Annotated in this window: 23 protein-coding genes; 15 read left to right on the top strand and 8 right to left on the bottom strand. The window is 54.8% G+C overall.

Features of this window, described 5'->3' with window-relative positions; all coding sequences use genetic code 11:
- Nucleotides 1-12: 12 nt before the first annotated feature.
- Genes AC6I8R_RS24165 through AC6I8R_RS24155 form a run of 3 tightly spaced genes read left to right on the top strand, consistent with a single transcriptional unit; the run spans nucleotide 13 to nucleotide 2,281 of the window.
- Nucleotides 13-1,032, top strand: a complete 1,020-nt coding sequence (locus AC6I8R_RS24165; protein WP_021185458.1) for a PTS fructose transporter subunit IIC — start codon at nucleotides 13-15, stop codon at nucleotides 1,030-1,032.
- An 8-nt stretch (nucleotides 1,033-1,040) separates the two neighbouring features.
- On the top strand, nucleotides 1,041-1,895 hold the full coding sequence (locus AC6I8R_RS24160) for a helix-turn-helix transcriptional regulator (protein WP_021185457.1): 855 nt from the start codon (nucleotides 1,041-1,043) through the stop codon (nucleotides 1,893-1,895).
- Complete coding sequence (locus tag AC6I8R_RS24155) at nucleotides 1,892-2,281, top strand: PTS fructose transporter subunit IIB (protein ID WP_021185456.1); 390 nt, start codon at nucleotides 1,892-1,894, stop codon at nucleotides 2,279-2,281. Before AC6I8R_RS24160 ends, AC6I8R_RS24155 begins: the two co-directional genes overlap by 4 nt.
- Here the strand turns inward: AC6I8R_RS24155 and AC6I8R_RS24150 are convergent.
- The gene (locus AC6I8R_RS24150; RefSeq protein WP_497833097.1) at nucleotides 2,278-3,027 is read right to left on the bottom strand and encodes a phosphatase; all 750 of its coding nucleotides are present in this window, start codon (nucleotides 3,025-3,027) and stop codon (nucleotides 2,278-2,280) included. The two genes, AC6I8R_RS24155 and AC6I8R_RS24150, sit on opposite strands and share 4 nt — an antisense overlap.
- A 396-nt stretch (nucleotides 3,028-3,423) precedes the next feature.
- On the opposite strand from AC6I8R_RS24150, the gene ptsP reads away from it, so the two are divergent.
- The 5 genes from ptsP (at nucleotide 3,424) to tal (ending at nucleotide 9,879) form a co-directional block, all read left to right on the top strand.
- Nucleotides 3,424-5,934, top strand: a complete 2,511-nt coding sequence (gene ptsP, locus AC6I8R_RS24145) for a phosphoenolpyruvate--protein phosphotransferase (RefSeq protein WP_497833096.1) — start codon at nucleotides 3,424-3,426, stop codon at nucleotides 5,932-5,934.
- Between the two features lie 59 nt (nucleotides 5,935-5,993).
- On the top strand, nucleotides 5,994-6,314 hold the full coding sequence (locus AC6I8R_RS24140; RefSeq protein ID WP_021185453.1) for a PTS fructose transporter subunit IIB: 321 nt from the start codon (nucleotides 5,994-5,996) through the stop codon (nucleotides 6,312-6,314).
- Between the two features lie 174 nt (nucleotides 6,315-6,488).
- Nucleotides 6,489-7,592, top strand: coding sequence for a PTS fructose transporter subunit IIC (locus tag AC6I8R_RS24135; RefSeq protein ID WP_021185452.1), 1,104 nt, complete (start codon nucleotides 6,489-6,491; stop codon nucleotides 7,590-7,592).
- Between the two features lie 9 nt (nucleotides 7,593-7,601).
- Complete coding sequence (locus tag AC6I8R_RS24130) at nucleotides 7,602-8,852, top strand: class II D-tagatose-bisphosphate aldolase non-catalytic subunit (protein WP_497833095.1); 1,251 nt, start codon at nucleotides 7,602-7,604, stop codon at nucleotides 8,850-8,852.
- A gap of 76 nt (nucleotides 8,853-8,928) precedes the next feature.
- A complete protein-coding gene (gene tal / locus AC6I8R_RS24125; protein ID WP_497833094.1) occupies nucleotides 8,929-9,879 on the top strand; it encodes a transaldolase in 951 nt (316 codons plus the stop codon).
- Nucleotides 9,880-9,982: 103 nt separating this feature from the next.
- Here the strand turns inward: tal and AC6I8R_RS24120 are convergent, their stop codons facing one another.
- The 3 genes from AC6I8R_RS24120 to rpiB all read right to left on the bottom strand — a co-directional run bounded on the left by AC6I8R_RS24120 (nucleotide 9,983) and on the right by rpiB (nucleotide 13,615).
- Nucleotides 9,983-10,969 carry an Rpn family recombination-promoting nuclease/putative transposase gene (locus AC6I8R_RS24120; RefSeq protein WP_036627312.1) on the bottom strand — a complete coding sequence of 329 codons (987 nt, stop codon included), beginning with the start codon at nucleotides 10,967-10,969 and terminating at the stop codon, nucleotides 9,983-9,985.
- A 164-nt stretch (nucleotides 10,970-11,133) separates the two neighbouring features.
- The gene (gene tkt / locus AC6I8R_RS24115; RefSeq protein ID WP_497833093.1) at nucleotides 11,134-13,125 is read right to left on the bottom strand and encodes a transketolase; all 1,992 of its coding nucleotides are present in this window, start codon (nucleotides 13,123-13,125) and stop codon (nucleotides 11,134-11,136) included.
- Nucleotides 13,126-13,156: 31 nt separating this feature from the next.
- Nucleotides 13,157-13,615: a ribose 5-phosphate isomerase B gene (gene rpiB, locus AC6I8R_RS24110; protein ID WP_208727258.1), complete on the bottom strand. Its 459-nt coding sequence runs from the start codon at nucleotides 13,613-13,615 to the stop codon at nucleotides 13,157-13,159.
- A gap of 434 nt (nucleotides 13,616-14,049) precedes the next feature.
- On the opposite strand from rpiB, the gene AC6I8R_RS24105 reads away from it, so the two are divergent.
- The 7 genes from AC6I8R_RS24105 (at nucleotide 14,050) to AC6I8R_RS24075 (ending at nucleotide 21,151) form a co-directional block, all read left to right on the top strand.
- Entirely contained in the window at nucleotides 14,050-15,393 is a 1,344-nt protein-coding gene (locus AC6I8R_RS24105; protein WP_021186466.1) for an MFS transporter, read from the top strand.
- Entirely contained in the window at nucleotides 15,393-17,138 is a 1,746-nt protein-coding gene (locus AC6I8R_RS24100; protein ID WP_497833092.1) for a dihydroxyacetone kinase family protein, read from the top strand. Before AC6I8R_RS24105 ends, AC6I8R_RS24100 begins: the two co-directional genes overlap by 1 nt.
- Nucleotides 17,139-17,141: 3 nt before the next feature.
- Nucleotides 17,142-17,918 (top strand): triose-phosphate isomerase family protein, encoded by a 777-nt coding sequence (locus AC6I8R_RS24095; RefSeq protein WP_497833091.1) that lies wholly within the window; start codon nucleotides 17,142-17,144, stop codon nucleotides 17,916-17,918.
- Nucleotides 17,918-18,730: a sugar phosphate isomerase/epimerase family protein gene (locus AC6I8R_RS24090; RefSeq protein WP_497833090.1), complete on the top strand. Its 813-nt coding sequence runs from the start codon at nucleotides 17,918-17,920 to the stop codon at nucleotides 18,728-18,730. Before AC6I8R_RS24095 ends, AC6I8R_RS24090 begins: the two co-directional genes overlap by 1 nt.
- Before the next feature lie 2 nt (nucleotides 18,731-18,732).
- Nucleotides 18,733-19,590, top strand: a complete 858-nt coding sequence (locus AC6I8R_RS24085; RefSeq protein WP_013512673.1) for a phosphogluconate dehydrogenase C-terminal domain-containing protein — start codon at nucleotides 18,733-18,735, stop codon at nucleotides 19,588-19,590.
- Between the two features lie 121 nt (nucleotides 19,591-19,711).
- A complete protein-coding gene (locus AC6I8R_RS24080; RefSeq protein ID WP_021186470.1) occupies nucleotides 19,712-20,680 on the top strand; it encodes a sugar-binding transcriptional regulator in 969 nt (322 codons plus the stop codon).
- 33 nt (nucleotides 20,681-20,713) lie between these two features.
- The gene (locus AC6I8R_RS24075) at nucleotides 20,714-21,151 is read left to right on the top strand and encodes a 6,7-dimethyl-8-ribityllumazine synthase (protein ID WP_021186471.1); all 438 of its coding nucleotides are present in this window, start codon (nucleotides 20,714-20,716) and stop codon (nucleotides 21,149-21,151) included.
- A gap of 72 nt (nucleotides 21,152-21,223) precedes the next feature.
- On the opposite strand, the gene AC6I8R_RS24070 is transcribed toward AC6I8R_RS24075, so the two are convergent.
- From AC6I8R_RS24070 to AC6I8R_RS24055, 4 genes are read right to left on the bottom strand one after another with little or no spacing between them, the layout of a single operon-like run.
- Nucleotides 21,224-22,801 (bottom strand): aldehyde dehydrogenase (NADP(+)), encoded by a 1,578-nt coding sequence (locus tag AC6I8R_RS24070; RefSeq protein ID WP_415174852.1) that lies wholly within the window; start codon nucleotides 22,799-22,801, stop codon nucleotides 21,224-21,226.
- A gap of 12 nt (nucleotides 22,802-22,813) precedes the next feature.
- Nucleotides 22,814-24,286 (bottom strand): aldehyde dehydrogenase, encoded by a 1,473-nt coding sequence (locus AC6I8R_RS24065; RefSeq protein ID WP_497833089.1) that lies wholly within the window; start codon nucleotides 24,284-24,286, stop codon nucleotides 22,814-22,816.
- Nucleotides 24,287-24,307: 21 nt separating this feature from the next.
- Complete coding sequence (locus tag AC6I8R_RS24060; protein ID WP_021186474.1) at nucleotides 24,308-25,099, bottom strand: amino acid ABC transporter ATP-binding protein; 792 nt, start codon at nucleotides 25,097-25,099, stop codon at nucleotides 24,308-24,310.
- A 1-nt stretch (nucleotide 25,100) separates the two neighbouring features.
- Complete coding sequence (locus AC6I8R_RS24055) at nucleotides 25,101-25,985, bottom strand: amino acid ABC transporter permease (protein ID WP_235056642.1); 885 nt, start codon at nucleotides 25,983-25,985, stop codon at nucleotides 25,101-25,103.
- Between the last annotated feature and the right edge of the window lie 94 nt (nucleotides 25,986-26,079).

The raw sequence follows: 26,079 nt of genomic DNA, 5'->3' as shown, positions 1-26,079 counted from the left end.
GATGAGGCGGGTATGTTAAAACTATTAAAAAATACCAAAAGACATTTTATGACCGGGGTGTCGTACATGATTCCGTTTGTGGTGGCAGGCGGTGTCCTGCTGGCGCTGGCGGTGATGTTCAACGGCCAGGCGGCGATCCCCGATCACGGCTTTCTAAAAGCGATGTCGCAGATCGGTCTGGCGGGTCTGACCCTGTTTATCCCAATTCTCGCCGGTTTTATCGCCTATTCGATGGTGGATAAACCCGGTATCGCTCCCGGTGCCATTGGTGGGCTGATGGCGTATCAAATGGGGGCCGGATTTTTAGGTGGTATGTTGGCTGGCGTGCTGGCCGGGCTGATTGTCTGGGGACTGCTGACGATCATCGACCGCCTGAAAATCCCGCATTTCCTGCGCATGGTGCTGCCGATTTTTATCATCCCGCTGGTCGGTACTTTTCTCACCGGGATGGCGGTTTATTACATTATCGGTGATCCGGTAGCCGGGCTAATGAAATGGCTCAGTGTCTGGCTCAGCAATATGCAAGGGGCGTCGTTTATCATTCTCGGCAGCGTGTTGGGTTGCATGATCGCCGTGGATATGGGCGGCCCAATGAATAAAACCGCGTTTTTCTTTGCCGTCGCGCTCATCTCCACCAACCCACAATTGATGGCTGCGGTCGCTGCCGCCGACTGTACACCCCCCCTCGGACTGGCGCTGGCCACCTTCCTGTTTAAGGGGATTTTTAACGACGTTGAACGCGAGGCGGGTAAGCCTGCGGTGATTATGGGTTTCATGGGTATCACCGAAGGGGCGATCCCGTTTGCGGCCGCCGATCCGCTGCGGGTGATCCCGGCGATTATGCTCGGCAGCGCAGTGGCTGCCGTGATCTCATTGTGGTTTGGTGCCACCAATGCTGCCCCCTGGGGCGGTCTGATCGTCCTGCCGGTGGTCGGTAATCATTTGGGCTATATCGTGGCCGTCGCCGCCGGGACCGTCACTACGGCACTGGCGGTTAAGGTGCTGAAAACCGTCGTTAAACCGCAGGCATAAGGCAGGCTATGAGCGCATTTATCCAGTCGATTTTGAGCGAGTTCAGTATGCAATGTTCCACCAGCGACAGCGTGCTGGTGGCAAATGGCAACGCCCAGCCACCGGCGATGGCCTACCATCTGCATGTGCCGCGTATCGAGCTGACGGTGAAAGGCAGCCTCAGCATGCTGCTGCCGAAAGGGGAAGATAAGATCGTCAAATATCAACGGCCGGTCGGCACGGTCACCTATATCCCCGCCAATAGCTGGAACTCTCCGTTATGGGGCACCCCGGTGATCTGCATGTCGATTGTGTTCTGGAAGCAGGATGTGGGTTTCAGCATCAGCAACTGGGATGGTACGCAGTTCAAAGAAGTGGAGAAATTTAATCTTGAGAACTCCAGCAGCTCGGTGCGCGACCGTCTGCTTGAACTGGCGGAATCGCTGGCGTGGGCGCACAACAACAGGGGTGAAACCTTCGCCCATATTGTCTATGCGTTGCTGAATGACCTGCTGCACCAAATCACCGATGGCATGAGCAATGCGCAGGGGCCGCTCTCCCTGCTGGATGAGATCAAAAGTCATATTGATAGCCATTACCAGGCGGATATTAATCGGGAGAGCGTCGCAGCGACGTTCAACATCTCCCCCGGTTATTTGTCGCGCCTTTTTTCCCGAGAGTCAGACGTAAAATTTAATGAATACCTCAAGTTAGCCCGGATCTCGCGTTCGAAAACCTTGCTGACCAGCACCAACCTGAAAATTAACGAAGTCTCAGAGAAGTGTGGTTTCACCGATACCAACTATTTCTGCAAGGTGTTCCGGGACATCAATGACTGTACGCCGCTTGAGTACCGGCGTAAGAATAAGGGAGTAAGTATATGATGAGCCGAGCAGCAAAAGACGAAGTACACCCCTTCTCCAGCGAACGTAACCTGTATATCGTGGCGGTTACCGCCTGTGCCACCGGTGTGGCCCATACTTATATGGCAGCCGAACAACTGGAAAAGCTGGCGAAAACCTATAATTTCTCAATCAAAATCGAGACTCAGGGCGTACTGGGGTTGAAAAATCAGATTAGCGGGAAAAATATCCTCGATGCTGACCTGGTGATCATCGCCTCTGATATCACTATCGATCAGCCATTGCGCTTCGAAGGCTGTCGGGTGCTGAACATCTGCATTAACTCCCTGCTGCTGCGGCCGACGGAAGTGATTTCCGCGATTCGCAAGTCACTGAGCCTGCCCAGAGGCAACGTCATCGACCTCTAGCCTGCCGCATTCAACGCCGCATAAATTTCCTCGATTCTTTCCCCGCCGTGCCGCTCAAGAAACGCAAGGACGCGCCACGGCGAAGCATTCAAAATCCTGTCGGCAGGAAAATCTGCCTGTTGCAGCAGCGGCAGGCAGGCACTGAAGTCGCCCAGCGTAAAGGCGGAGTGAGAGTCAGTGCCGAGGGAGATCAGCCCCCCACCGTCGCGCACAGCAGCGACAATCTTGCGACAATTGCCTTCACTGCCACGTCGGGAATGGACAAACGAGGCGTTATTAACCTCGAGGGCCACATTACAGGCTTTCGCCGCTTCGACCACCGCCGGGATATCAATGGGGTATTCGGGATTGCCCGGGTGGCTGATGATATGCACCTTACCGCTGGTCATCGCCGCGATCAGCGCATCGGTATGGGTCACAATATCCGCCGGTGCGAACACCTGTTTGTGAAACCCGGCAATGATCAGGTCCAGCGCTGCGCGCATTTTCTCGCTGCAATCCGTCTCACCGCCCGCTTTGATGTTCGCCTCAATACCGCGCAGAATCCCCACCCCATCGACTACCCGCGGCAGAATACGCATGTTGCTGAAGTGAAAAGCATGAGGAGCATCGACCATTTCCGGTCCGTGGTCCGTGATGGCGATTAATTTAAGATTTTTACGCGTGGCGGCGGCAATATAATCATGCACCGTGCTGTAAGCGTGGGTGCTGGCTACGGTATGCATATGAAGATCAACGTTGTACATCATCCTTCCTTTTATTGTCAGAACTGTCACGCAATAATTTCTTTCTGATTCATCCTGCATAATTTCGTAGCGGCGCAATTTATCGCGCGTATTTAAACAGCACGATAAATCGCGCCGCTACGCACAGTACCAACATTAAGCTACCTCTGGAGGGTAAAAATAAAGGGTAAAAATGATCATTCAGTAGCAATTTTGTCACACCCCCCCACGCAATTAATTAATTTATGACCATGCTCACAAATGAGTAATCAGAGTGCTTTTTTTAAGTAAATGGCACTTTTTTTCTATTCAAAGCCTTCGATGAAAACGGAAGGATATAAATCATCAAGTACGGAATTGCGCGCCTGACCAAAAAAAATCATCAGCATCTACCTTAAAGATTTATTGGGAGTGGTTATGTCAGAATTAATAAGCTATCAATGTGATCTCAGCGAGGGAATTCATGCCAGACCGGCGGGGCACATCGAGCGTCTTTGTAATTCTTTTCAATCCAACGTGTGCTGGAAAAATAGCCGTACTGGTCTTGAAGGAAATGCGAGAAGTGCCTTGTCATTGGTCGGCACCGATACCTTATTCAATGACATCTGCACCATTACCATTAGCGGAGAGGATGCCCTGGCTGCGGCAAATCAGTTATCTGCCTTACTGAAGAAACTGCCTGAATTTGAGGTGTCCCCCACCGAGGAAAGCGCCGCACCAGCGGGCTATTTGCCACGCTCACTGCGAGAAACACAACTCAGTTTTATTCAGGGTTCACGTATCAGTGGCGGCGTGGCGATCGCCAAACCGGTGGTGATTCGCAGCCTTTCTTTTGCTGAGATGCTGACGCGCAGCCCAACACAGAAATATCCGCTGCAACAAGAAAAAAATGCCGTCATTGAAGGTATCGAAATCCTGAAAAATGAAAAAATCTCTGCGGTGGAAAGCACATCTGGCGTTGAGCACGATATTGTCCAGGCTCATTTATCGATCATGACAGATGTCAGTTTCCAAAATGCCATCATAAATTATATCGACAGAGGTAAAAATGGTTGGCAGGCCATTATTTTATCTGCTATGGATTTTTGTGACGTGCTCAACCGGTCAGCCAGTAAATATATCAAAGAAAGAACCCTCGACGTCTTTGATATTACCAGCCAATTGTTAGTCACCCTGTATGGTGATGATGTCTTACCGAAAAACGACCTCAATTTACAACAACCGTCAATAATTTTAGCCGACAACCTGACACCGAGTAAATTTCTCAGCATCGACAAACGTTGGCTGGCCGGTCTGGTGTTATCCTCCACGGGAAAAACATCACACACCGCAATCCTGGCGCGTTCGTTGGGTATTCCAACCTTAACGGATATTGATTTTCACGCACTACGTCTTGACGCACAGCAGGACATTATTATTGACGGTACCCCCGGCATCTTAATTACTGCGCCTGATGCGCGCGTGCTGCGCTATTACCATCATGAAATGTCCGTTCAGCAGAAGATGCAGCAACAGATGCTGGCGACGGTCAACCAAACCGCCACTAGCGCCGACGGGCACCGTGTGGAGATTGCCGCCAATATCGCCAGTCTGGCAGAAGCTAACGCGGCGTTTGATAACGGTGCCGAAGGCATCGGCCTGTTTCGTACCGAAATGTCATTTATGGACCGGGAAACACCGCCTGATTATGCCGAACTGGCAGAACTCTATACCCAGGTCGCCATTCGCGCAGAAAACAAGCCGGTAATCTTTCGCACCTTCGATATCGGCGGCGATAAACCGGTGGACTACCTCAGTATCGGCGACGAGGAAAACCCGTTCCTGGGCTTTCGCGCAGTCCGTACCTATCGGCGCTATCAGGATTTATTCGCCATGCAGTTGCAAGCGATTCTGACCGCCTCGGCACACGGCAACGCCAAAATCATGATTCCAATGATCTCGAACGTCGAGGAGGTCATCTGGTGTCGTGAGGTACTGGCAGGTGTTATGCAGGAGATGAATCACGCAGGGCTGGCGTATAACGCGGGTATTGAGCTGGGCGTGATGCTGGAGGTGCCTTCCGTCATCTTCGCCATCCCGGAAATCGCTGAATATGCTGACTTTTTTAGTGTGGGCAGCAATGACCTGACGCAATACTTTTTTGCCGCCGACCGTGGCAATCGCCAGGTTGCAGAGGTTTATGACAACTATGCGCCCTCATTTATACGGGCTATGCAATTCGCGGCGCAGGAAGTACATCGCGCAGGCAAGTGGATCGGCATCTGTGGCGAACTGGGGGCCAGCCCGGACTTCCTGCCGTTATTCACCGGTATGGGCTTTGACGAACTCAGCATGAGCAGCACCGCCATTCCTGGCGTCAAGCATGCACTACGCGAATTGAATTTCACCAAATGCCAGCAGTTAGCCCGGCAGACGGTGCAGCTTAAACGTTCAGCGGCAGTCAAAGCCGCCTTGCAAACGCCGGATGTCAAAGCGGTCAGCACCCGACCGCTGCTGGCACCCGAATTTATCCTGTGCGGTCTTGAGGCCAGCGATAAAAACGAAGTCATTAAAAAGATGACCGATAACCTCTGGCTGCACCATCGCACCGATAACCGGGAACAGTTATGTGACGATATCTGGGCGCGGGAAGATTCCTTCTCCACTGCCGTTGGCTATGGCTTCGCCATCCCGCATACTAAATCCGATCATATTGGCTACTCCACCATCAGCATGGCAACACTTGCGAAACCCATTCTTTGGGGAGACCAGGAAGTGGCTACCGTCTTCATGCTGACGGTCAACAAATCTGCCGATCCCCAACAACATATGAAATATTTCTCCATTCTTGCCAGAACATTAATGAAAGAGGAGTTCCGCGATGCAATAAAGAATGCCGATAACGTCACCCTACTCTACAACCTGATGACCAGAACATTAGACGTATAAATTCAAGGTCAGATCAATATTTTAATAAACAGCCAAAGAAGCATAGCCAGGAGTTAATCATGAAAATCGTCGGAGTCGCAGCATGTATTACCGGTATTGCACATACCTATATGGCGCAGGAAGCGATTGAGCAGGAGTGCAAAAAAAGAGGTTATGACGTCAAAGTCGAGACGCAAGGCGGCATGGGAATTGAAAACGAATTAAGTGAAGATGAAATTGCTGACGCGGATGTGGTCATTCTGGCAGTGGCGATTGGTATTGAAGGCGTCGAGCGTTTTGAAGAAAAAGAGGACGCCGGGCGTATTATTTCATTGAATCCGGCTGAGGTGATTCGTAATCCGGCTGCGATCATTGATAAAGCCGAAAAATTGACACAATAACGTCTGAATAAAATAGACCCCGTTTATTTTAACGACGAAATAATCGTGTAATACAACATCTCATAGATTTCTGTGAACGCCGTATTTCTGCAAACGGGCCATTCTGCCTGCGGATAAACACGCGCTAAGTCAGCGCACCGCTTGTGGAAAACAGGGCGTTCGGGAGGAATAAACATGTCGGATAAGATGAAAACCATTAAGGATGATTTAGTCAAAGCCTTCAGTACCGGTGTGTCATACATGATGCCAGTGGTGGTGGTGGGCGGGATCTGCCTGGCGCTCTCTCTGGTGGGGGGTGAACCCACGCCCGGTAAAGGGATTGTCGTCACCAATCCGTTTTTATTGAATTTAGGGGCGATCGGCAGTGCGGGGCTCGGCATGATGATCCCGGTACTTGCCGCCTATATTGCCTACTCCCTTGCCGGTAAACCCGGTCTGACACCGGGTTTAGTCACCGGGTTTATGGCTGCCACACCGCTGGGAGAAGCCCATGTGGTGACCGGTTTTCTTGGCGCGATGCTGCTCGGTATCCTGAGTGGTTACGTTGCTAAATGGGTGAAGACCTGGAAAGTCGGCAAAGTACTGATGCCGGTGATGCCGATCCTGATCATTCCTATCGTCACCTCCTGCCTGGTCGGCATGCTTTATTTGTACGTGCTGATTGGCCCCATTGGGATGGCAATGAAGTGGCTGGTGTCGATGCTGTCAAATATGCAGGGGGGCAGCGGCCTGGTATTGGGTCTGATCCTCGGGGCAATGGCTGCCTTTGATATGGGTGGACCGGTAAATAAAACCGCCACGGCATTTACCCTGGCATTAATGGCAGAGGGGATTTATGGCCCGAACGGTGCCTATCGTATCGCCTGTGCTATTCCGCCGCTGGGTATTGCGCTTTCAACCTTTATTTCCCGCAATAAATGGGCCGAAGATGAAAAACGTATGGGCACCTCTGCCGCCTTTATGGGGTTAATCGGGATTACCGAAGGCGCCATTCCCTTTGCAGTTAAAAACCTTAAAACCGTACTCCCCTCCATTATTATCGGCAGCGCCGTCGGTGCCGGTCTGGCGATGATTCACGGCGTTGAATCCATGGTGCCGCATGGCGGATTAATTGCCATTGCTGGCGTAAATAAAGGCGCAATCTGGTACGTCATCGATATGGCCATTGGCGTCATTGTCACCGCTATCTGTCTGCATATTTTACGTCCCAACATTAGCGACGCGGTTAAAAACGAAACCGTCAAGAAAACTATCACTTCTGATATGAATAAAGCCTAAGGAGTTGTCATGAAAAATACCATGAAGCAGTACGTCGATTATATCGTCAACGGTGGTAAATCAACGATGCTGGGTATAGGCCCGATGTCACCTGCCCTTATTCAGGCATGTTTTGAACTGGGCAAAGAAAAAGACCTGCCATTGATGTTTATTGCCAGCCGTAATCAGGTCGATGCCGATGAATTCGGTGCCGGTTATGTCAATAACTGGGACCAGTTCCGCTTTGCCGCCGATCTCAAAGCCATGGCAGAGAAGGTGGGTTTTGATGGCGACTACTTCCTGTGCCGGGACCACGGCGGCCCGTGGCAGCGTGACAAAGAACGTAAGGATCATATTCCGGAAGCGGAAGCGATGAAGCTGGCACGTCGTTCCTATCAGGTCGATATGGATGCCGGGTTTGACCTGTTGCATATCGACCCGACCAAAGATCCGTATGTGGTGGGTAAAGTTATCGATATCGAACTGGTGCTGAGCCGTACCGTTGAACTGATCCGCTTCTGCGAAGATTACCGTAAGGCCAATAACCTGAAAGAGTTTTTCTATGAAGTGGGAACAGAAGAAACCAACGGTGGCCTGACTGACATCAGCGCCTATGAAGGTTTCATTATCGAACTGAATAAACGGCTCTCTGCCGAAGGGTTACCGCAACCGCTGTTTATCGTTGGACAAACCGGCACCCTGACGCGTCTGACCAAAAATGTCGGACACTTCAATGACACCCAATCCGCTGAACTGTCGGCAATCAGTACCCGCTACGGTGTGGGTTTGAAAGAACATAATGGCGACTACCTGCCGGATGATATTTTGCTGAAACATCCGGGTCTGGGGATCACCGCCATGAACGTCGCCCCGGCTTATGGCACCATTGAAACCCGTGCCTATCTCAAACTGGCCGAAGTCGAAAAAGATTTAGCCGCGAAAGGACTTATCCAGTCAGCGTCTAACCTGAAAAGTGTGCTGACCCGCGAGTGTGTACTGAGCCACAAATGGGAAAAATGGATGACCGACGAGCATAAAAATAAGTCTGAAGAGCAGATCTTCAATGAGCCGGAGTTACTGAAAGAAATCCTTGAACTCAGCGGCCATTATAATTATGAAAAGCCCCCGGTGGTGAAAGAGATGAAAACCCTGTTTGCCAACCTGCGCGCATTTGGCGTGGAGCCAGAACGTTATGTCGTGAACAAAATTAAAGACATGATCCAGAACGAAGCGGAATGCTTCAATATGCCTGGCCTGACCTCGCGCGTCGCTCAAGCATAATAATCTTTTCATCACGTCATAACAGGAAGCCTGGCGCTTCCTGTTATGCACATCCATCATTATCAGGGTTAAGATTATGAACCAGCTTGAGAAATTAAAGCAGCACACCATTATTGTTGCTGACAGTGGCGACATTGACAGCATCATTGCGTATCAACCCGAAGATGCGACCACCAATCCCTCATTAATTTATAAAGCCGCCCAGTTGCCGCAATATCAACAGCTGATCAAAGAGGCGGTGAGTGCAGTGAAATCACGTCAGCCTGGCAAAGCAGTAGTCCCCTCCGCAGTGGCCGATTATCTGGCGGTCAGCATCGGCGCATTGATTTTGCAAAGCATTCCGGGACGGATCTCAACCGAGGTTGATGCCCGGCTTTCGTTTGCCTGCGATGCCAGCATTCACAAGGCACGGGAACTGATTGCCCTTTATGAAGAGAGGGGCATCACCAAAGACCGCGTCCTGATCAAACTGGCTGCGACCTGGCAAGGGATCCGTGCGGCTGAAATGCTGGAAAAAGAGGGGATCAAGTGCAATCTGACGTTGCTGTTCTCCTTCGCCCAGGCCAGAGCCTGCGCTGATGCCGGTGTGTTCCTGATTTCGCCTTTTGTGGGCCGTATTTATGACTGGCACAAAAAGAACCAACCGGACACGTTGTTTACCATCGATAATGATCCTGGTGTGGCGTCGGTGCGGAAAATCTATCAATTCTACAAAATGCACGACTATCAGACGGTGGTGATGGGGGCCAGCTTCCGTACGCCGCAACAGGTACTGGCGCTGAACGGTTGCGACCGCCTGACCGTTTCACCGCAACTGCTGGCACAGCTGCAACAGAGCGAGGCAAACATCCCGGCCCCGCTGGCCTGGGACGGAATCGGCCAACCAAAACCGGATGCCATCACCGAAGCTGAATTTTACTGGGCGCACAATCAGGATGCGATGGCAGTAGAAAAACTCGCCGAAGGGATTCGCCTGTTTGCGGTGGACCAGAATAGTCTGGAAGGTTTGCTGATGCAGTATCTTTAAACTTTTCGCTCGGGACACCGCCCAAAATATTAATCGGGGCGGTGTCTGAAGGAAGGCTGTCTCTGAGCAGAGGGAACGGCAGGAACAACATACAGAGAGATGATCAATGGCGAATCTGGGCCAGCTCATCTTCAGTCAGGCCGGTCATTTTCATAACAGTATTGCGATCGATACCGTTTTGCAGCATGGTGCTGGCAACTTCAAGTTTAGCCTGGTTGCGCCCTTTCTCGATCCCGCGCTGTTCGCCCAGTTTAATACCCTGTTCAATGCCCTTCTCAAGGCCTTTTTCGATGCCTTTCTCGATGCCTTTCTGTTCAAGCTGTTGTGCGATAGTCATCAGTTCATCCTCATGTTGCGGCATCCGCTGTGCCAGGTCGCGTACAAAGGCTTCTGCGTCTGAAGTTTCGCCGGCCTGAATAAGGTAGTTTATCAACGAAACAAGCTGCTGTCCTGTGATGTGTTCCGTCAAAAGCAATGTGGCCAGTTTATCCAACAGGTCTGCCATGTCCCGTCGGTGAATGTGTTTCTGTAGCAGGGTCAGGGCTGCCATACTTCGATGGCCCATGATTTCATCATCAGGAATGACTGTCACATCCACCAGAGGGAAATCACCACTGTAGAGCTTTACAGCCAGAACCGGGTCATCAAATTCATCCAGCCACCGTGTTGAATATGGATAGGGGCTACGCTTGCCGGTGTAAAATAAGACCGGAATTACCAGTGGCAACTTTTTATGCCCTGCATCAAGATGGCGTTGCATGGCGGCCACCGAGTAACGCAGAAGCCTGAACGCCATATGTTTATCCGGTGTGGACTGATGTTCGATGAGGACATGAATATAGCCCTCGTTGCCAGCCGTGGTTTTCAGACTGTAGAGCACATCACTGAAGTACGGGCGAAGATTCTCCTCAACAAAACTGCCTGACTCCAGTTTAAGGGTCGTGAAGTCGCATATGGCCTGCAGCTCCATTGGAATATGTAGCTGCATAAAATCTCGGGCCGTATCGGGATGGGTCAGGAACTGCTTAAATGCAAGGTCATGCGGCGTTGGCGTGGCATTTTCCGCGCCCTTTGATTTCCTGTCTGACATACCTTCTCCCTGGCATGAATGGTGACATCTTTCCGGTTGGAATTTGACTTTATCAGAAAATTTCCCCGCTGGCTCACTGCCGGTTTTCGCTATTTTTTCTGAATCTATATGATTGATTTCCACCGAAGGCAACTGGCAGGCGGCCAGCTGACCGCCCAAAAGCATTACAGAATCGATTTCGCGGTTGCGACTACATTGGCAACGGTGAAACCAAACTCTTCGAACAGTTTCTCTGCCGGGGCTGATTCACCAAAGCGGGTCATACCGACGATTGCACCGTTCAGGCCGGTGTACTTGAACCAGTAATCGGCAATACCCGCTTCGATCGCCACACGCGCAGCCACTGCTTTCGGCAGGACAGATTCACGGTAAGCCGCATCCTGTTTGTCGAACGCATCGGTGGACGGCATGGAAACCACGCGCACTTTACGGCCTTCGGTGGTCAGCTGGTCGTAAGCACCGACCGCCAGTTCCACTTCTGAACCGGTGGCGATCAGGATCAGTTCCGGCTGACCGGCACAGTCCTTCAGCACATAACCACCGCGTGCCACGTTTGCCAGCTGCTCAGCGCTACGATCCTGCTGCGCCAGGTTCTGACGGGAGAAGATCAGCGCGCTCGGGCCATCTTTACGCTCGATGGCGTATTTCCACGCCACCGCAGATTCCACCTGGTCACACGGACGCCACAGGCTCATATTCGGGGTGGTGCGCAGGCTCGCCATCTGCTCAACTGGCTGGTGCGTCGGGCCGTCTTCGCCCAGACCGATGGAGTCGTGGGTGTAGACCATGATTTGACGGATCTTCATCAGCGCCGCCATACGTGCCGCGTTACGCGCGTATTCCACAAACATCAGGAAGGTGGCGGTGTACGGCAGGAAACCGCCGTGCAGGGCGATACCGTTGGCAATCGCGGTCATACCGAATTCGCGCACGCCGTAGTGGATGTAGTTACCGGCCGCATCTTCGTTAATCGGTTTAGAACCGGACCACATGGTCAGGTTGCTCGGTGCCAGGTCAGCTGAACCGCCGAGGTATTCCGGCAGGATTTTGCCGAAGGCTTCGATGGCATTCTGCGACGCTTTACGGCTGGCGATTTTCGCCGGATTGGCCTGCAACTGCTCAACAAATTTCTGCGACTCTTCAGCCCAGTTGGCCGGCAGTTCGTTGTTCATGCGACGTTTGAATTCGGCAGCCAGTTCCGGGTGCGCAGCAGCGTAGGCCGCGAATTTCTCGTCCCATGCGGCTTCTTTCGCTTTGCCCGCTTCTTTGGCATCCCACTGAGCGTAGATGTCTGCCGGGATCTCGAACGGCGCGTAGTCCCAGCCCAGCTGTTTGCGGGTCAGCGCCACTTCGGCGTCGCCCAGCGGTGCGCCGTGGGAGTCGTGGGTACCGGCTTTGTTCGGGGAACCGAAACCGATGATGGTTTTGCACATCAGCAGGGATGGCTTGTCAGTAACGGCTTTGGCTTCTTCCACCGCTTTTTTGATGGCGTCGGCATCGTGACCGTCCACGCCGCGCACCACATGCCAGCCGTAGGCTTCAAAGCGTTTTGCGGTGTCGTCGGTGAACCAGCCATCGACGTGACCGTCGATGGAGATGCCGTTGTCGTCATAGAAGGCAACCAGTTTGCCCAGCTTCAGCGTACCGGCGATGGAGCATACCTCGTGTGAGATACCTTCCATCATGCAGCCGTCGCCCATAAACACGTAAGTGTTGTGGTCCACGATGTCGTGGCCCGGACGGTTGAACTGCGCAGCCAGCGTGCGTTCGGCAATCGCAAAGCCGACGGCGTTAGCGATACCCTGACCCAGCGGGCCGGTGGTGGTTTCGACGCCTGCGGTGTAGCCGTATTCCGGGTGACCTGGCGTTCTGGAATGCAGCTGACGGAAGTTCTGCAACTCGCTCATCGGCAGATCGTAGCCGGTAAGGTGCAGCAGGCTGTAAATCAGCATCGAACCGTGACCGTTAGACAGCACAAAGCGGTCGCGCGCCGCCCATTGCGGGTTGGTCGGGTTGTGGTTGAGATAATCGTGCCACAGCACTTCAGCAATATCGGCCATCCCCATCGGGGCACCCGGGTGCCCCGATTTGGCTTTCTGTACTGCATCCATACTGAGCGCGCGGATGGCATTGGCCCGTTCACGGCGTGATGACATAAGGTTCTCCAGAGATAAAGATGGCGGTGAGTTACTTCGCCTGACACACCTGTTCGTAGTAGCCAATTTTTTCGACTTTCGCGGTTGAACCCCCGCCTTCAAACTCCGACGCCAACCAGGCATTAACGATATTCTTTGCCAGCTCCGGTCCAATCACGCGCGATCCCATCGTCATGATTTGCGCGTTGTTACTTTTGCGCGCGCGTTCCGCTGAGAAGGTGTCATGGCATTGCGCCGCGCGCACGCCAGCGACTTTGTTCGCCACAATCGCCACCCCAATGCCGGTGCCGCACAGCAGAATGCCACGATCATGCTCGCCCTGCTGGATGGCGGTTGCCAGCGCAAACGCGACATCCGGATACATCGGACGATCATTCTGTGCGTCGTTGCTGTAATCCTGGACAACGTACTGCTTCTCTTCCAGATAGCGTTTAATCAGGTTTTTCAGATCGATAGCCGCGTCATCGGCACCAATAGCAATGGTTTTCATGCATATTCTCCAGCAGGTTATGCGCTCATGCCTGTGTGCGACACAGGCGATCAACTCTTCTTCGCCTACAGCCTGCCACAATATCGTTCATATGTTCAATATGAGTTCTTTTGTTTTGTTGCTGAAATATTGCCAGCCACTCGCCACAAGAGCCGCACAAAACAAGGCACAGCGCTTTTTTACGCCACGAACTCCGAATTATTGATCAGTTTCATAACATATGAGCCGTCTCACAATTTTCAAAAATGGCGCTTGAGAGCTGCTCATTTATCCGTGTAATGTTCATTTGTTCGCTACAGATACCAAAGCACAAGAAGACCCTTGAAGGACTCGAATATGTGTAATCAGCCCTGTATCACCTGCCGCCATCGCGCCGTTTGCGTCTGGCCAACACCGCTTATCAAGTTCAACCACGCACGTCATGGAGGTGCGTTATGAGTCAGCCAAATCTGGCGGCGGTGGAGCAATCCGCTATCCGCAAAATATCCTGGCGCCTGGTGCCGTTCGTCGCGCTGATGTTCTTTATCAACTTCCTTGATCGCACCGCCATCTCCTTTGCCGGTCCGAATGGTATGACCCAGGATCTGGGCCTCACCGCGTTGCAGTTTGGCCTGGCCTCTGGCGTGTTTTTTATCGGTTATATCCTGCTGGAAGTGCCAAGCAACCTGGCGCTGCATCGCTTCGGCGCACGCCGCTGGCTGGCTCGCATCATGATCAGCTGGGGAATTGTGTCGTTGCTGTTCACCTGGGTCAGCAGCGTAGAAGGCTTGTACACCCTGCGTCTGCTGCTGGGTATTGCCGAAGCGGGCTTCTTCCCCGGCGCAATTCTTTATCTGAGCATGTGGGTACCGGCACGCCACCGCAGCAAGATCCTGTCGCTGTTCTACCTCGCCCAGCCGCTGACGGTGGTGTTTGGCGCACCGATGGCCGCTGGCCTGATTGAGCAACACGGTTTGTTCGGTCTGGAAGGCTGGCGCGTGATGTTTATGGGTGTCTCGATTCCGGCGATTCTGATTGGTATCGCGGCGTTGTTCTGGCTGGTGGATTCCCCGCGTCAGGCCAAATGGCTCAATGCTGAGGAGAAAGATTGGCTGACCCGCGAACTGGACGCCGAGCATCAGCAGAAACAACACAAAGCTCACCACAGCGTACGTTCGGTAATGGGCAATGGCCGCGTCTGGATGCTGTGCCTGATCTACTTCGGCTTTATCTATGGTCTGTATGCGCTGGCATTCTTCCTGCCTACCATTATCGCGGGCTTCCAGCAGCAGTTTGGCACCACCTTTAACGTAATGCAGAAAGGGCTGATTACTGGCGTGCCCTATCTGATTGCCGCCGTAGTGATGTTCTTCTGGTCAAAAGATGCTACCCGTCGTGGCTGCAAAACCTGGCACATCGCGATTCCGGCGATGGCGGGCGGCATCAGCGTACCGCTGGCGCTTTACATGGATTCGCCACTGACCACCATTCTGGTGATCGCCATCACCGCCAGCTCGATTTTTGCGGCCTTACCTAATTTCTGGACCTTACCGACGCAATTCCTGACCGGTGCCTCAGCCGCCGCCGCCATTGCCCTGATCAATACCCTGGGCAACGTGGCCGGTTTCTCTGCCGGCTATATCACCGGCGCGCTGCACGACGCGACCCAAAGCTATGCCCTGCCGATGTTTGTGGTAGGAGGATTCATGTTGCTGTCAGCCGTCCTGATGTTGCTGCTTAACCGCCGCCGTCCACAACCTCTGCATCAGCCAACTTCTCTCGCACAGGAGCAACAATAATGACGTACCTGTTTAACCAACCTTCGGCCTTTGCCGCAGAACTGATAGAAGGATTTGTCGCGGCAAACGCTGACAAAGTGCGTCAGGTACCGGGCGGCGTGGTACGCAGCACCCGCAGCCAGGCTGATACCGTCGCGGTGGTGGTGGGAGGCGGTTCCGGTCACTACCCGGCCTTCGCCGGGTTGGTTGGACAAGGTCTGGCACACGGTGCGGCGATGGGCAACCTGTTCGCCTCCCCATCGGCGCAGCAAATCTACAACGTAGCGCGCGCTGCCCATAACGGCGCAGGCGTGCTGCTGATGTTCGGTAACTATGCCGGTGATGTGCTGCATTTCGGCCAGGCCTGTGAACGTCTGCGCGCTGAAGGCATTGCCTGCGAAGTGCTGGCAGTCACCGACGATATCTCCAGTGCCAGCGTCAACGAACGTGAAAAACGTCGCGGCGTGGCGGGGGACCTGACGGTGTTCAAAGCCGCCTGTGCCGCAGCAGAAGCCGGGTATGACCTCGCTGCGGTATTGAAACTGGCGCAACACGCCAATGAACGCACCCGGTCATTTGGCGTGGCGTTTTCCGGCTGTAGTCTGCCGGGCGCGCAACATCCGTTGTTTGAAGTAGAAAAAGGACGGATGGCGCTGGGGATGGGGATCCACGGCGAACCCGGTATTAAAGAAGACGATGTCCCGCGCGCCGATGTGCTTGCGGAGATCTTCGTCGATCGTCTGCTGGGTGAACTGCCACCGGGCATCGAGAAACCCGCCGGTCAACGGGTCGCGGTAATCCTGAACGGCCTCGGCTCGGTGAAATACGAAGAACTGTTTGTGGTGTATCGCCGGGTGGCACAACTGCTGGCCGAGGCGCAATTGCAGGTGGTGGAGCCGGATGTCGGCGAGTTTGTCACCAGCTTCAATATGGCCGGGGCATCCCTGACGCTGATGTGGCTGGATGATGAACTGGAAACCTTCTGGCGCGCCCCGGCCAATACCCCTGCCTATCGCAAAGGTAGCGTGATTGCCGCCGAGCCGCTCAGCGTGGCGGAATGTCTGGAAAGCGCGGAAGAACCGCTGCCGCCCGCTTCCGCCGAATCGCAGGAGAGTGCGCAGCGCGTGCTGCAACTACTGGAAGCGGTGACCGCCATGCTGCAACGCAATGCGCAGCAGTTGGGCGATATCGATGCGGTCGCTGGCGATGGCGATCACGGCATTGGTATGGAACGTGGTTCACTCGGTGCCGTGGCGAAAGCGCGTGACGTCGCTGCTCGCGGTGCCGGAGCGGGCAGCCTGTTGTGTCGCGCAGCGGATGCCTGGGCGGATAAAGCCGGTGGTACCTCCGGTGCGTTATGGGGCGTGGCGCTGACTGCACTCGGCACCACGATTGGCGATCAGCATGCACCTGATGCGCGACGCGTCGCCAACGGTGTGCGGCACGCCAAAGAAGGCATTATGCATTTTGGCAAAGCCCGCGTGGGTGACAAAACTATGGTGGATGTGCTGGTCCCCTTCAGCGACAGCCTGAGTGCGGCGGTAGCCAAAGGCGTGTCGTTGACCGATGCCTGGCTGACGGCAGCCGGGGTGGCCGAACAGGCCGCGCAGGCCACCGCTCAACTGCTGCCGAAGATGGGACGTGCACGCCCGCTGGCCGAGAAAAGTCTGGGTACACCGGATGCCGGGGCCATTTCGCTGGCGATGGTGGTCAATACCGTGGGTGATTTGTTGAAACAGCAAACCACCAGCGAGCAGGGAGCCTGACCGATGGCGCAACCGAAAGTCTGGCTTGGCGTCAGCCTGAAAATGTACTTTGGCTATCAGCAAACGCTGACATGGTGTCGGGAAGTCGCCGCGCTGGCGCAACGCCATCCGGCCATTCAACAAGGCGACATCGGGTTGTTTGTATTGCCCGCCTTCCCGGCGATCCCGGCAGTGGCAGAGATCTTTGCCGATACCCCGGTGCGTTTTGGCGCACAGGACGTATGTCAGGCAGCAAATGGCGCATGGACCGGTGAAGTCAGCGCCAGCATGTTGCAGGAGTTGCGCTGTTCACTGGCGGAAATTGGTCATGCCGAACGCCGCCGTCACTTCCATGAAGATAAAACCCAGATCGCCGCCAAAGTGGCGATGTCACTGCGCCACGGTCTGGCCCCGGTGCTGTGCATCGGTGAAGAACAGCAAGGCCAACCTGAGCAGGCGATTGCGCTCTGTGCGCAGCAACTGGCAGAAGCATTAGCAGAAGCGGAACACCAGGGTTTGCAAGGCAGCCTGTTGTTTGCTTACGAACCGCAGTGGGCGATTGGCGCGCCGCAGCCCGCACCGGACAGCTATATCCGGGCGGTCTGTGACGGACTGCGCCAGTTACCCACGCCACAAGGCATTACCTTACAGGTGATTTACGGCGGCAGCGCCGGGCCGGGATTGATTCAGCGTCTGGGCGGCAGCGTAGATGGGCTGTTTCTCGGGCGTTTTGCTCATGACCCGCAGGCGCTGGCGCAAATTGTTGATGAAGCCAGTGTGCTTTTAAAGGAGATCCGTTAATGAGCCGTATCGGACTCAGTACCTATGCGTTTTTCTGGCGCATGTCAGCGAAAGTCCCTCAGCCACTCACGCTCAGCCAGATGCTGGAGCAGACGGCGGCGCTGGACGTGTCAGTTTTCCAGATCTGCGATTATCCGGCGATTGAAAGCTGGTCAGATGAACAGTTGCAGACGCTGCGCCAGCAGGCGGATGCGCTGGGCATCACGCTGGAGCTGGGCACCCGTGGCCTCGGCACCGCGCATCTGCGCCGTTACCTGCATATGGCCGCAATCCTCGATGCCCGCGTGGTGCGTTCGATGTTCTACACCGCTGACCATCGCCCGTCACTGGAAGAAGCCAGTTCGCTTATCGCCGCCGTGCTGCCGGATTTTGCCCGTCAGCAGGTGCGGCTGTGCCTGGAAACCTATGAGCAGGTCAACAGCGGCGCAATGATGTCAGTCATCAACAAATTTCTCTCCCCCTGGCTGTGCGTCTGCCTTGACCCCGCGAACTGCGTAGCCGGGCTGGAGTTGCCGGAACAGGTGATTGCCAATACCGCCGCGCGCGTCGGCAATCTGCATATCAAAGACTTCGCTTTCACCCGCCGCGACGGTTGGGTCGGCTTTACCTTTGCCGGTTGCCCGATGGGTGACGGCCTGCTCGATTACGACCGGATGATTGCCAGCGTGCGCCCGGCGGAACGGGACATTAATCAGATCGTCGAACACTGGCTGCCGTGGCAGGACGATGCAGCCCTTACTTGTGAGCGCGAAGCCGAATGGACGCGCCGCACCGTGGAATTCTTACGTAGTAAACAAGATCAGGAGTCATAACCATGAGCAATACACTGAAAACCATCACCGTTATTGGCGCAGGCGGTAAAATGGGCATGCGCATTTCTGCCAATTTCCAGAAAAGCGACTATCAGGTGTTTTACTGTGAAAACTCAGCCAAAGCGCAGGAACAGGTTACTGCCCAGGGGCGTGAGCTGTCAGATGCGGCATCGGTGGTGCCCCTGAGTGACGTGGTGATTCTGGCGGTGCCGGATATTGTGTTGGGCAAAGTCTCTGAAGGCGTTGTGCCGCAGATGAAAAAAGGTGCGGTATTGCTGACCCTCGATCCGGCAGCAGCGTACGCCAACCTGATTGCACAGCGTGACGGAATTGAATACGCCGTGGCCCATCCCTGCCACCCTTCAGTCTTCCTGGCGCGTTACACCAAGGAAGAACACGCCGACGCCTTTGGTGGTGTGGCCGCCGTCCAGCATGTCGCCGCGTCTTATGAAACCGGCAGCGACGCGCAAAAAGCTGAACTGAGCAAAGTGATCAGCGTGATGTACGGCCCGGTTGAGCAGGTTCATTGGGTAACGGTGACGCAACTGGCTTATCTGGAGCCGACGCTGGTGGAAACCGTGGCCTGCATGGTCGGTGCCTTTATGAAAGAAGCGCTGGATGAAACCGTGAAACACAGCGGCGTGCCCGAAGAAGCCGCCAAAGCGATGCTGTACGGCCATATTCAGATTGCGCTGGCCGTGGCGTTCCGTGCCACCAACCCGTTCTCAGATGCCTGTATGATCGCGATGGAGTACGGACGTGAGAAAATCGTGAAACCTGACTGGAAACAGATCTTCGATCAGAAAGAACTGGATATCGTGATCGCCCGTATGCTGAAAATCGACGCGATCCGCCGCTAAACGTGATGCCTATAGCGACTCGCTGTGCCACCGTCTGGTAAAGCGAGTCGTATCAGTGATATAACTCCCCCCTATCGCATATTGATTCACTCAGATATCACGCTGTCAGGCAGGTTAACCCATGAATAAAAACACGCTCTCTCAGGATGCCGAGCTGCTGACGGAAATTGCGGTTGCCTATTATCAGGACGAAATCACTCAGGAAGAGATCGCGCAAAAGTTTGGTATCTCCCGCATTAAGGTAGGCCGTCTGCTGAAGCGCGCGCGTGAAGAAGGCATCGTTGAAATCAACGTGCGTTACCATCCGGTATTTAGCACCCGCCTCGAACAACAACTCCTGGAACGTTTCCCGCAACTGCAACGCGCGTTGATCGCGCTGGACCTTCAGGATACGGACGAGCAACGCCGTCAGGTGGCGGCGCTGGTCTCCTCCCATCTGGCGCAGTCACTGAAAGAAAACACCGTGGTTGCCGTCGGTCAGGGCAGCAACGTGGCGGCAGTCGCCGATCATCCCGGCCAGGTGCCAATGCGCCAGTGTCAGTTCATCTGCGGGATCGGTGGCACACACCGGCCTGGTGATGCCATCAATGCAGACCATATCAGCCGCCGTCTGGCGAAAAAGTTTGGTGGCACCAGCGAAACACTGTATGCACCGGCTTACGTGGAAAACCGCGCGCTGAAAGATGCCTTTATGCAGAACGGCACCATTAAAGAGACGCTGGATCGCGCACGCAAAGCCGATATTGCGCTGGTAGGCATCGGTGATATGAATGAAAACAGTTATATGGTGAAGCTGGGCTGGTTCTCGCCCCATGAAATCATTGATGCCAGCGTTAATCAGGGCGTGACTGGCGACATCGCGGGTTATGCTTTTTTTAATGCGCAGGGACAACAAGTTGATACTGTGATGAACGATCGGGTGATTGGCCTCAGTATTGATGAACTCCGTAAGATCCCCTGTGTCATCGCCGTGGCCTCGGAGAATACCAAAGCAATGGCGATTCTCGGCGCGCTGCGCACCGGTGCCATCGATATTATCGCCACCACGGCACAAAATATTCGCACTATTCTTAGCCTGTCAAAACAATAAATACCGAAATTGCAGTGGAAAACTGGAGTCACTATGAAGAAATTGAATATCGCCTTTATTAAAGCCAGCTGGCATAAAGAGATTGTCGGTAAGGCGCTGGAAGGTTTTCAGCAGGAACTTACGCTGCAAAATGTCGCTGCCGAGGTGAAGGCGCTGGACGTCCCTGGTGCGTTTGAAATGCCTTTACTGGCACAACGCCTGGCAAAAACCGGCCACTATGACGCCATTGTCTGCGCCGCGCTGGTGGTCGATGGCGGCATTTATCGTCATGATTTTGTCGCTCAGGCGGTCGTGGATGGCCTGATGAATGTACAATTAAGCACCAATGTCCCGGTATTCTCGGTTTCACTGACGCCACACAATTTCCAACCCGCCGACGAATTTATTCAGTTTTATGAAAAGCATTTTGTGAAGAAAGGCGCAGAAGCGGCACGCGCGGTGCTGGCGATAACCCAGTTATCTCTCGACTGATACCGGCGAGAACCCTGAGGATAATGACGCATCAGGGTTTTCGCCGTTTTAAGTGCCCGGCGCCGGGCTTTATCAACCCGCTTCGCGACTATAAGCCCCATTCACCAACCGCAGCAATTTGAGCGGGTTATCAGGTTTCAGTGCCTCCGGCAGCAGTTCCGGCGGGTAGTTCTGATAGCACACCGGACGCAGGAAGCGGTCGATGGCCAGCGTTCCCACTGAGGTGCCGCGTGCGTCAGAAGTGGCCGGATACGGCCCGCCATGTACCATCGCATCACTTACTTCTACCCCGGTGGGATAACCGTTGAACAGCAACCGTCCGGCCTTACGCTGCAACAGCGGCACCAGATGAGCGAATTGCTGCAAATCCTGCGGTTCGGCCAGTAACGTGGTGGTCAGCTGTCCACGTACTCCCTGCAACGCCGCCTCTAATTCCGCTTCGTCGCGTACGGTGACGGCAATGGTCACCGGACCAAATACCTCCTCCTGCAACACTTCATCACCATCAATCAGCAGCGACGCATCCGCTGCAAACAGTTGTGGCACGGCCTGATTACCCTGTTGCACCGCACCGGCCAGATGATGGATGCCGTGGTGTTGATGCAGTTGCGACAGGCCATGTTCATAGCTGCTTAACACCCCACGGTTCAACATGGTCTGCGCCGGGCTGGTGCGAATATTCTCCGCCATCATGGCGAGGAAAGCGGAGAACTGAGGAGAGGCAATGCCGATAATCAGCCCGGGATTGGTGCAGAACTGGCCGCATCCGGCTACGACAGAATCGGTCAGTTCGCGTGCGATTCGTTCGCTGCGCACCGCCAGTGCGCCGGGCAGCAGGATCATCGGGTTGATGCTGCTCATCTCGGCAAACACCGGAATCGGCTGTGGACGGGCGGCGGCAATATCGCATAACGCCCGGCCACCTTTCAGCGAACCGGTAAAACCCACCGCCTGGATTGCCGGGTGACGTACCAGCACCTGACCGATGCTGCCGCCATAAATCATGTTAAACACACCTGCCGGCATCGCGGTCTTCTCTGCCGCGCGGATGATGGCATCCGCCACGCACTCCGCCGTCGCCATATGGCCACTGTGCGCTTTCACCACCACCGGACAACCGGCGGCCAGCGCGGCAGCGGTATCGCCTCCGGCGGTGGAGAAGGCCAGCGGGAAGTTGCTGGCACCAAACACCGCCACCGGGCCGACACCGACCTTAAGCTGGCGCAGATCCGGCCTTGCCAGCGGCTGGCGATCGGGCAATGCCGTGTCGATACGTACGCCGAGATAATCGCCCCGCCGCAGCACGCTGGCAAACAAACGCATCTGGCCGCTGGTGCGTGCGCGTTCCCCGCGGATACGCCCTTCCGGCAGCGCGGTTTCCCGCATCACCAACTGGATAAAGTCATCCGGCAGCGCATCAAGTTCATCGGCGATGGCATCGAGAAACACCGCTCGCTGTTCAGGTGACAGTGCCTGGTAAGGTGCAAACGCACGCTCAGCCGCGAAACACGCTTGCTCTGCTTCCTGGTGACTTGCCTGGCTAAAGCGGTACGGCAGCGCCTCACCGCTCCAGGCATCAACGCTGCACAGCTCCGGCGCATGCTGGCTGCTGCGTTCGCCGCCGATATAGTTTTTTCCCATCAGATTCATGACACGACCTTATCAGCTAAGCGAAACCCAGACGGTTTTCACATGGGTGTATTGATCAAAGGCTTCGATACCCTTGTCGTAGCCGCCAAAACCAGAGGTTTTATAGCCGCCAAAGGGCGTGGTGATATCCCCTTCGCCGTAACCATTCACTGCCACGGTGCCTGCCTGAATCTGGCGCGCCATGCGGATAGCTACGTTGATATCATTGGCGAACACCGTTGCCGCCAGGCCATATTCCGAGTTATTCGCCAGCGCGACCGCTTCTTCCTCGCTGCTAAAGGTCATGACAGCCACCACCGGGCCAAAGATTTCCTGCTGCGCCAGCGTCATTTCTGCGGTGACCTGATCGATGATCGTCGCCTCAACAAACCAGCCGCCGGACTCGGTCAGCACCTGCTTGCCTCCCAGTGCCAGCTTGCCGCCTTCGCTGACCGCCTGTTCGATGGCACCCAGCACGCGTTTCAGCGCCGAGGGTTCAATCATCGGCCCCAGTTTGGTGGCGCGATCGCCCGGTTGACCGTTTTTCCAGATGGCCGCCGCTTTGGTGAAAGCCACCATAAAGGCATCTTTAATCGATTCATGCACCAGAATGCGTGAGCCGCAGGTGCAGTTCTGCCCCATATTCCAGAAGGCCGCGTTTGCCAGGTTTTCGGCGATGCTGTCGAGGTTCTCTGATACATCCGGCATGATGATTTGCGGGCTTTTGCCACCGCACTCCAGCACCACTTTCTTCAGGTTGCTGTCGGCAGAGTAGCGCAGGAACTGACGGCCAATCTCCGTGGAGCCAGTGAAGGTCAGCGCATCCACATCCTGATGCAACCCGAGCGCCTTGCCCGCGACATGGCCCAGTCCCGGTACCACGTTAAACACACCTGCCGGGATACCCGCTTCCAGTGCCAGTTCACCAATGCGCAGAGTAGAGAGCGATGCCAGCTCGGCCGGTTTCACCACAATCGAGTTTCCTGCCGCCAGTGCCGGGGAGATTTTCCATGAGAGAGTGGCCGCCGGGAAGTTCCACGGCAGCACCATGCCGACCACCCCAATGGGCTCACGCACAATCAGCCCGAGGTTGCCTTCCCCCGTTGGTGAGACTTTGCCAAAGACTTTATCGATGGCCTCGGCATACCAACGCACGTTATTCACTACGTCCGGGATATCGAAGCTCTCACAATCGGTAATCGGCTTACCGGCATCAATGGAGTCCAGTTGCGCCAGTTCCGCGGTGTGCTGCTCCAGCAAGCTGGCGAACTTCAGCAGAATACGTTTGCGCTCACGCGGATCGAGACGGCTCCAGACCCCGGCCTGAAAGGTCTCGCGTGCGGCCTGTACCGCTTTATCCACATCACCGGCAGAACAGGCAGCGATCTGGTTCAGCACCTGGCCGGTGGCCGGGTTGAAGTTATCAAACACGGCGCCATTTTCGGCAGCAACAAACTGCCCATTGATCAATGCCTGGGTACGAACAGTCTCAGGTAAGGAAGTCATAAACGCTCCAGCGGATTAGAGTTAGAGAACTTTGCCAAGAAAGGCTTTGGCACGCGCATTCTGTGTGTTCTGGAAGAATTCATACGGCGAGCCTTGTTCCATCACCACGCCTTTGTCCATAAACACCACCTGGTCACACACCTCGCGGGCAAAGCCGAGTTCGTGTGTCACCACAATCATGGTCATGCCTTCAGCGGCCAGCTCGCGCATCACGCTCAGCACCTCGCCCACCAGTTCCGGGTCGAGGGCGCTGGTGGGTTCATCAAACAGCATCAGTTTGGGTTTCATCGCCAGAGCGCGTGCGATCGCCACGCGTTGCTGCTGCCCACCGGAAAGGGTGCGCGGATAGGCATTGGCTTTGGCGCTCAGGCCTACTTTTGCCAGCAGCGTCATCGCCTGGTCGATGGCTTCCGCCTTGCGCATGCGTCGCACGTTGATCGGCGCTTCGATGATGTTTTCCAGCACCGTCATATGCGGAAACAGGTTGAAACCCTGGAACACCATACCGATGTCGGCACGCTGGCGTGCCACTTCGGACTTCTTCATTTCGTACAATTTGCCGTGATGTTCGCGGTAGCCCACCATCTCGCCCCCCACCTGCAACAGACCACGATCGATGCGCTCGAGATGGTTCATACAGCGTAGAAAGGTGCTTTTACCGGACCCTGAAGGACCGAGGATGCAACACACGCGACCATACTCAACGGTGAGGTCGATGCCGTTCAGCACCGCCAGATTGCCATAGGACTTTTCGATACCCCGTGCCACGACAGCAAACTGTCCGGCCATAACGGGGGAATAGGCTGAGGCCATATCAACAGCTCCTTTCCGGTTGGTCCTGCGTAACAGCGGCGGGCGCAGTGGAGCGCTGTTCACTCTTCGCGAAATATTTTTCCAGGTAATGTTGCAGCACCGACAGCACCGTGGTCAGCACCAGATACCAGAGCGAAGCCACGATCAGCAGCGGGATGGTTTGAAAATTGTTGGTGTAAATCAGCTGCGCGGAGTAAAGCAGATCCTGCATCGCGATCACGCTCACCAGCGAAGTGGTTTTCAGCATGCCAATCAGCTGATTACCGGTAGGTGGAATAATGATACGCATCGCCTGGGGCAAAATAACGCGAAACATCACGCGGAAGCTCGACATACCCAGCGCTTCTGCCGCTTCACGTTGACCATTCGGCACCGCACTCAGGCCGGAGCGCACAATCTCCGACATATACGCGCCTTCATTCAAGCCCAGCCCCAGCAGCGCGGCGGCATAGACGGTAATCACCTTGTTGGCATCAAACGCCCCGAGACTCGGGCCGAACGGAAAACCGAGAGTGATTTGCGGATAGAGCGCTGACAGGTTGAACCAGAAGATCAGCTGGACCAGCAACGGTGTACCGCGAAACAACCACAGATAGGTCGACGCAATGGTGAACAGTACCGGGTTTTTCGACATGCGCATCAGCGCAATCACCGTTCCCAGCACGATGCCAATTGCCATAGAGGCCAGCGTCAGCCAGGCGGTAGTGTAGAGTCCACTGATGATCGAATCATCAAAAAGGTATTGCCCTACGGCGTCCCAGTGAAAGCGCGGATTGGTGATGGCAGAGATAATCAAACCGATGGCGATCACCAGCAAAACCCCCGCAGCAAACCAGCGACCACGGTGCCTCAACGGGACGACGGGCATATGTTCAAGCTCTCTCATATCTTTCATTACCTGCCGATTTAACAGTTGTGTCTGTGTCACTTGCGTTCCCCTGAACATGTTTAAACCTGGTAAGGCGATAAAATCACCTGGT

The sequence above is a fragment of the Pantoea sp. X-Soil-OKNW-713 genome (genome assembly GCF_059730685.1).
This window is presented reverse-complemented; position numbering and strand designations above follow the sequence as displayed.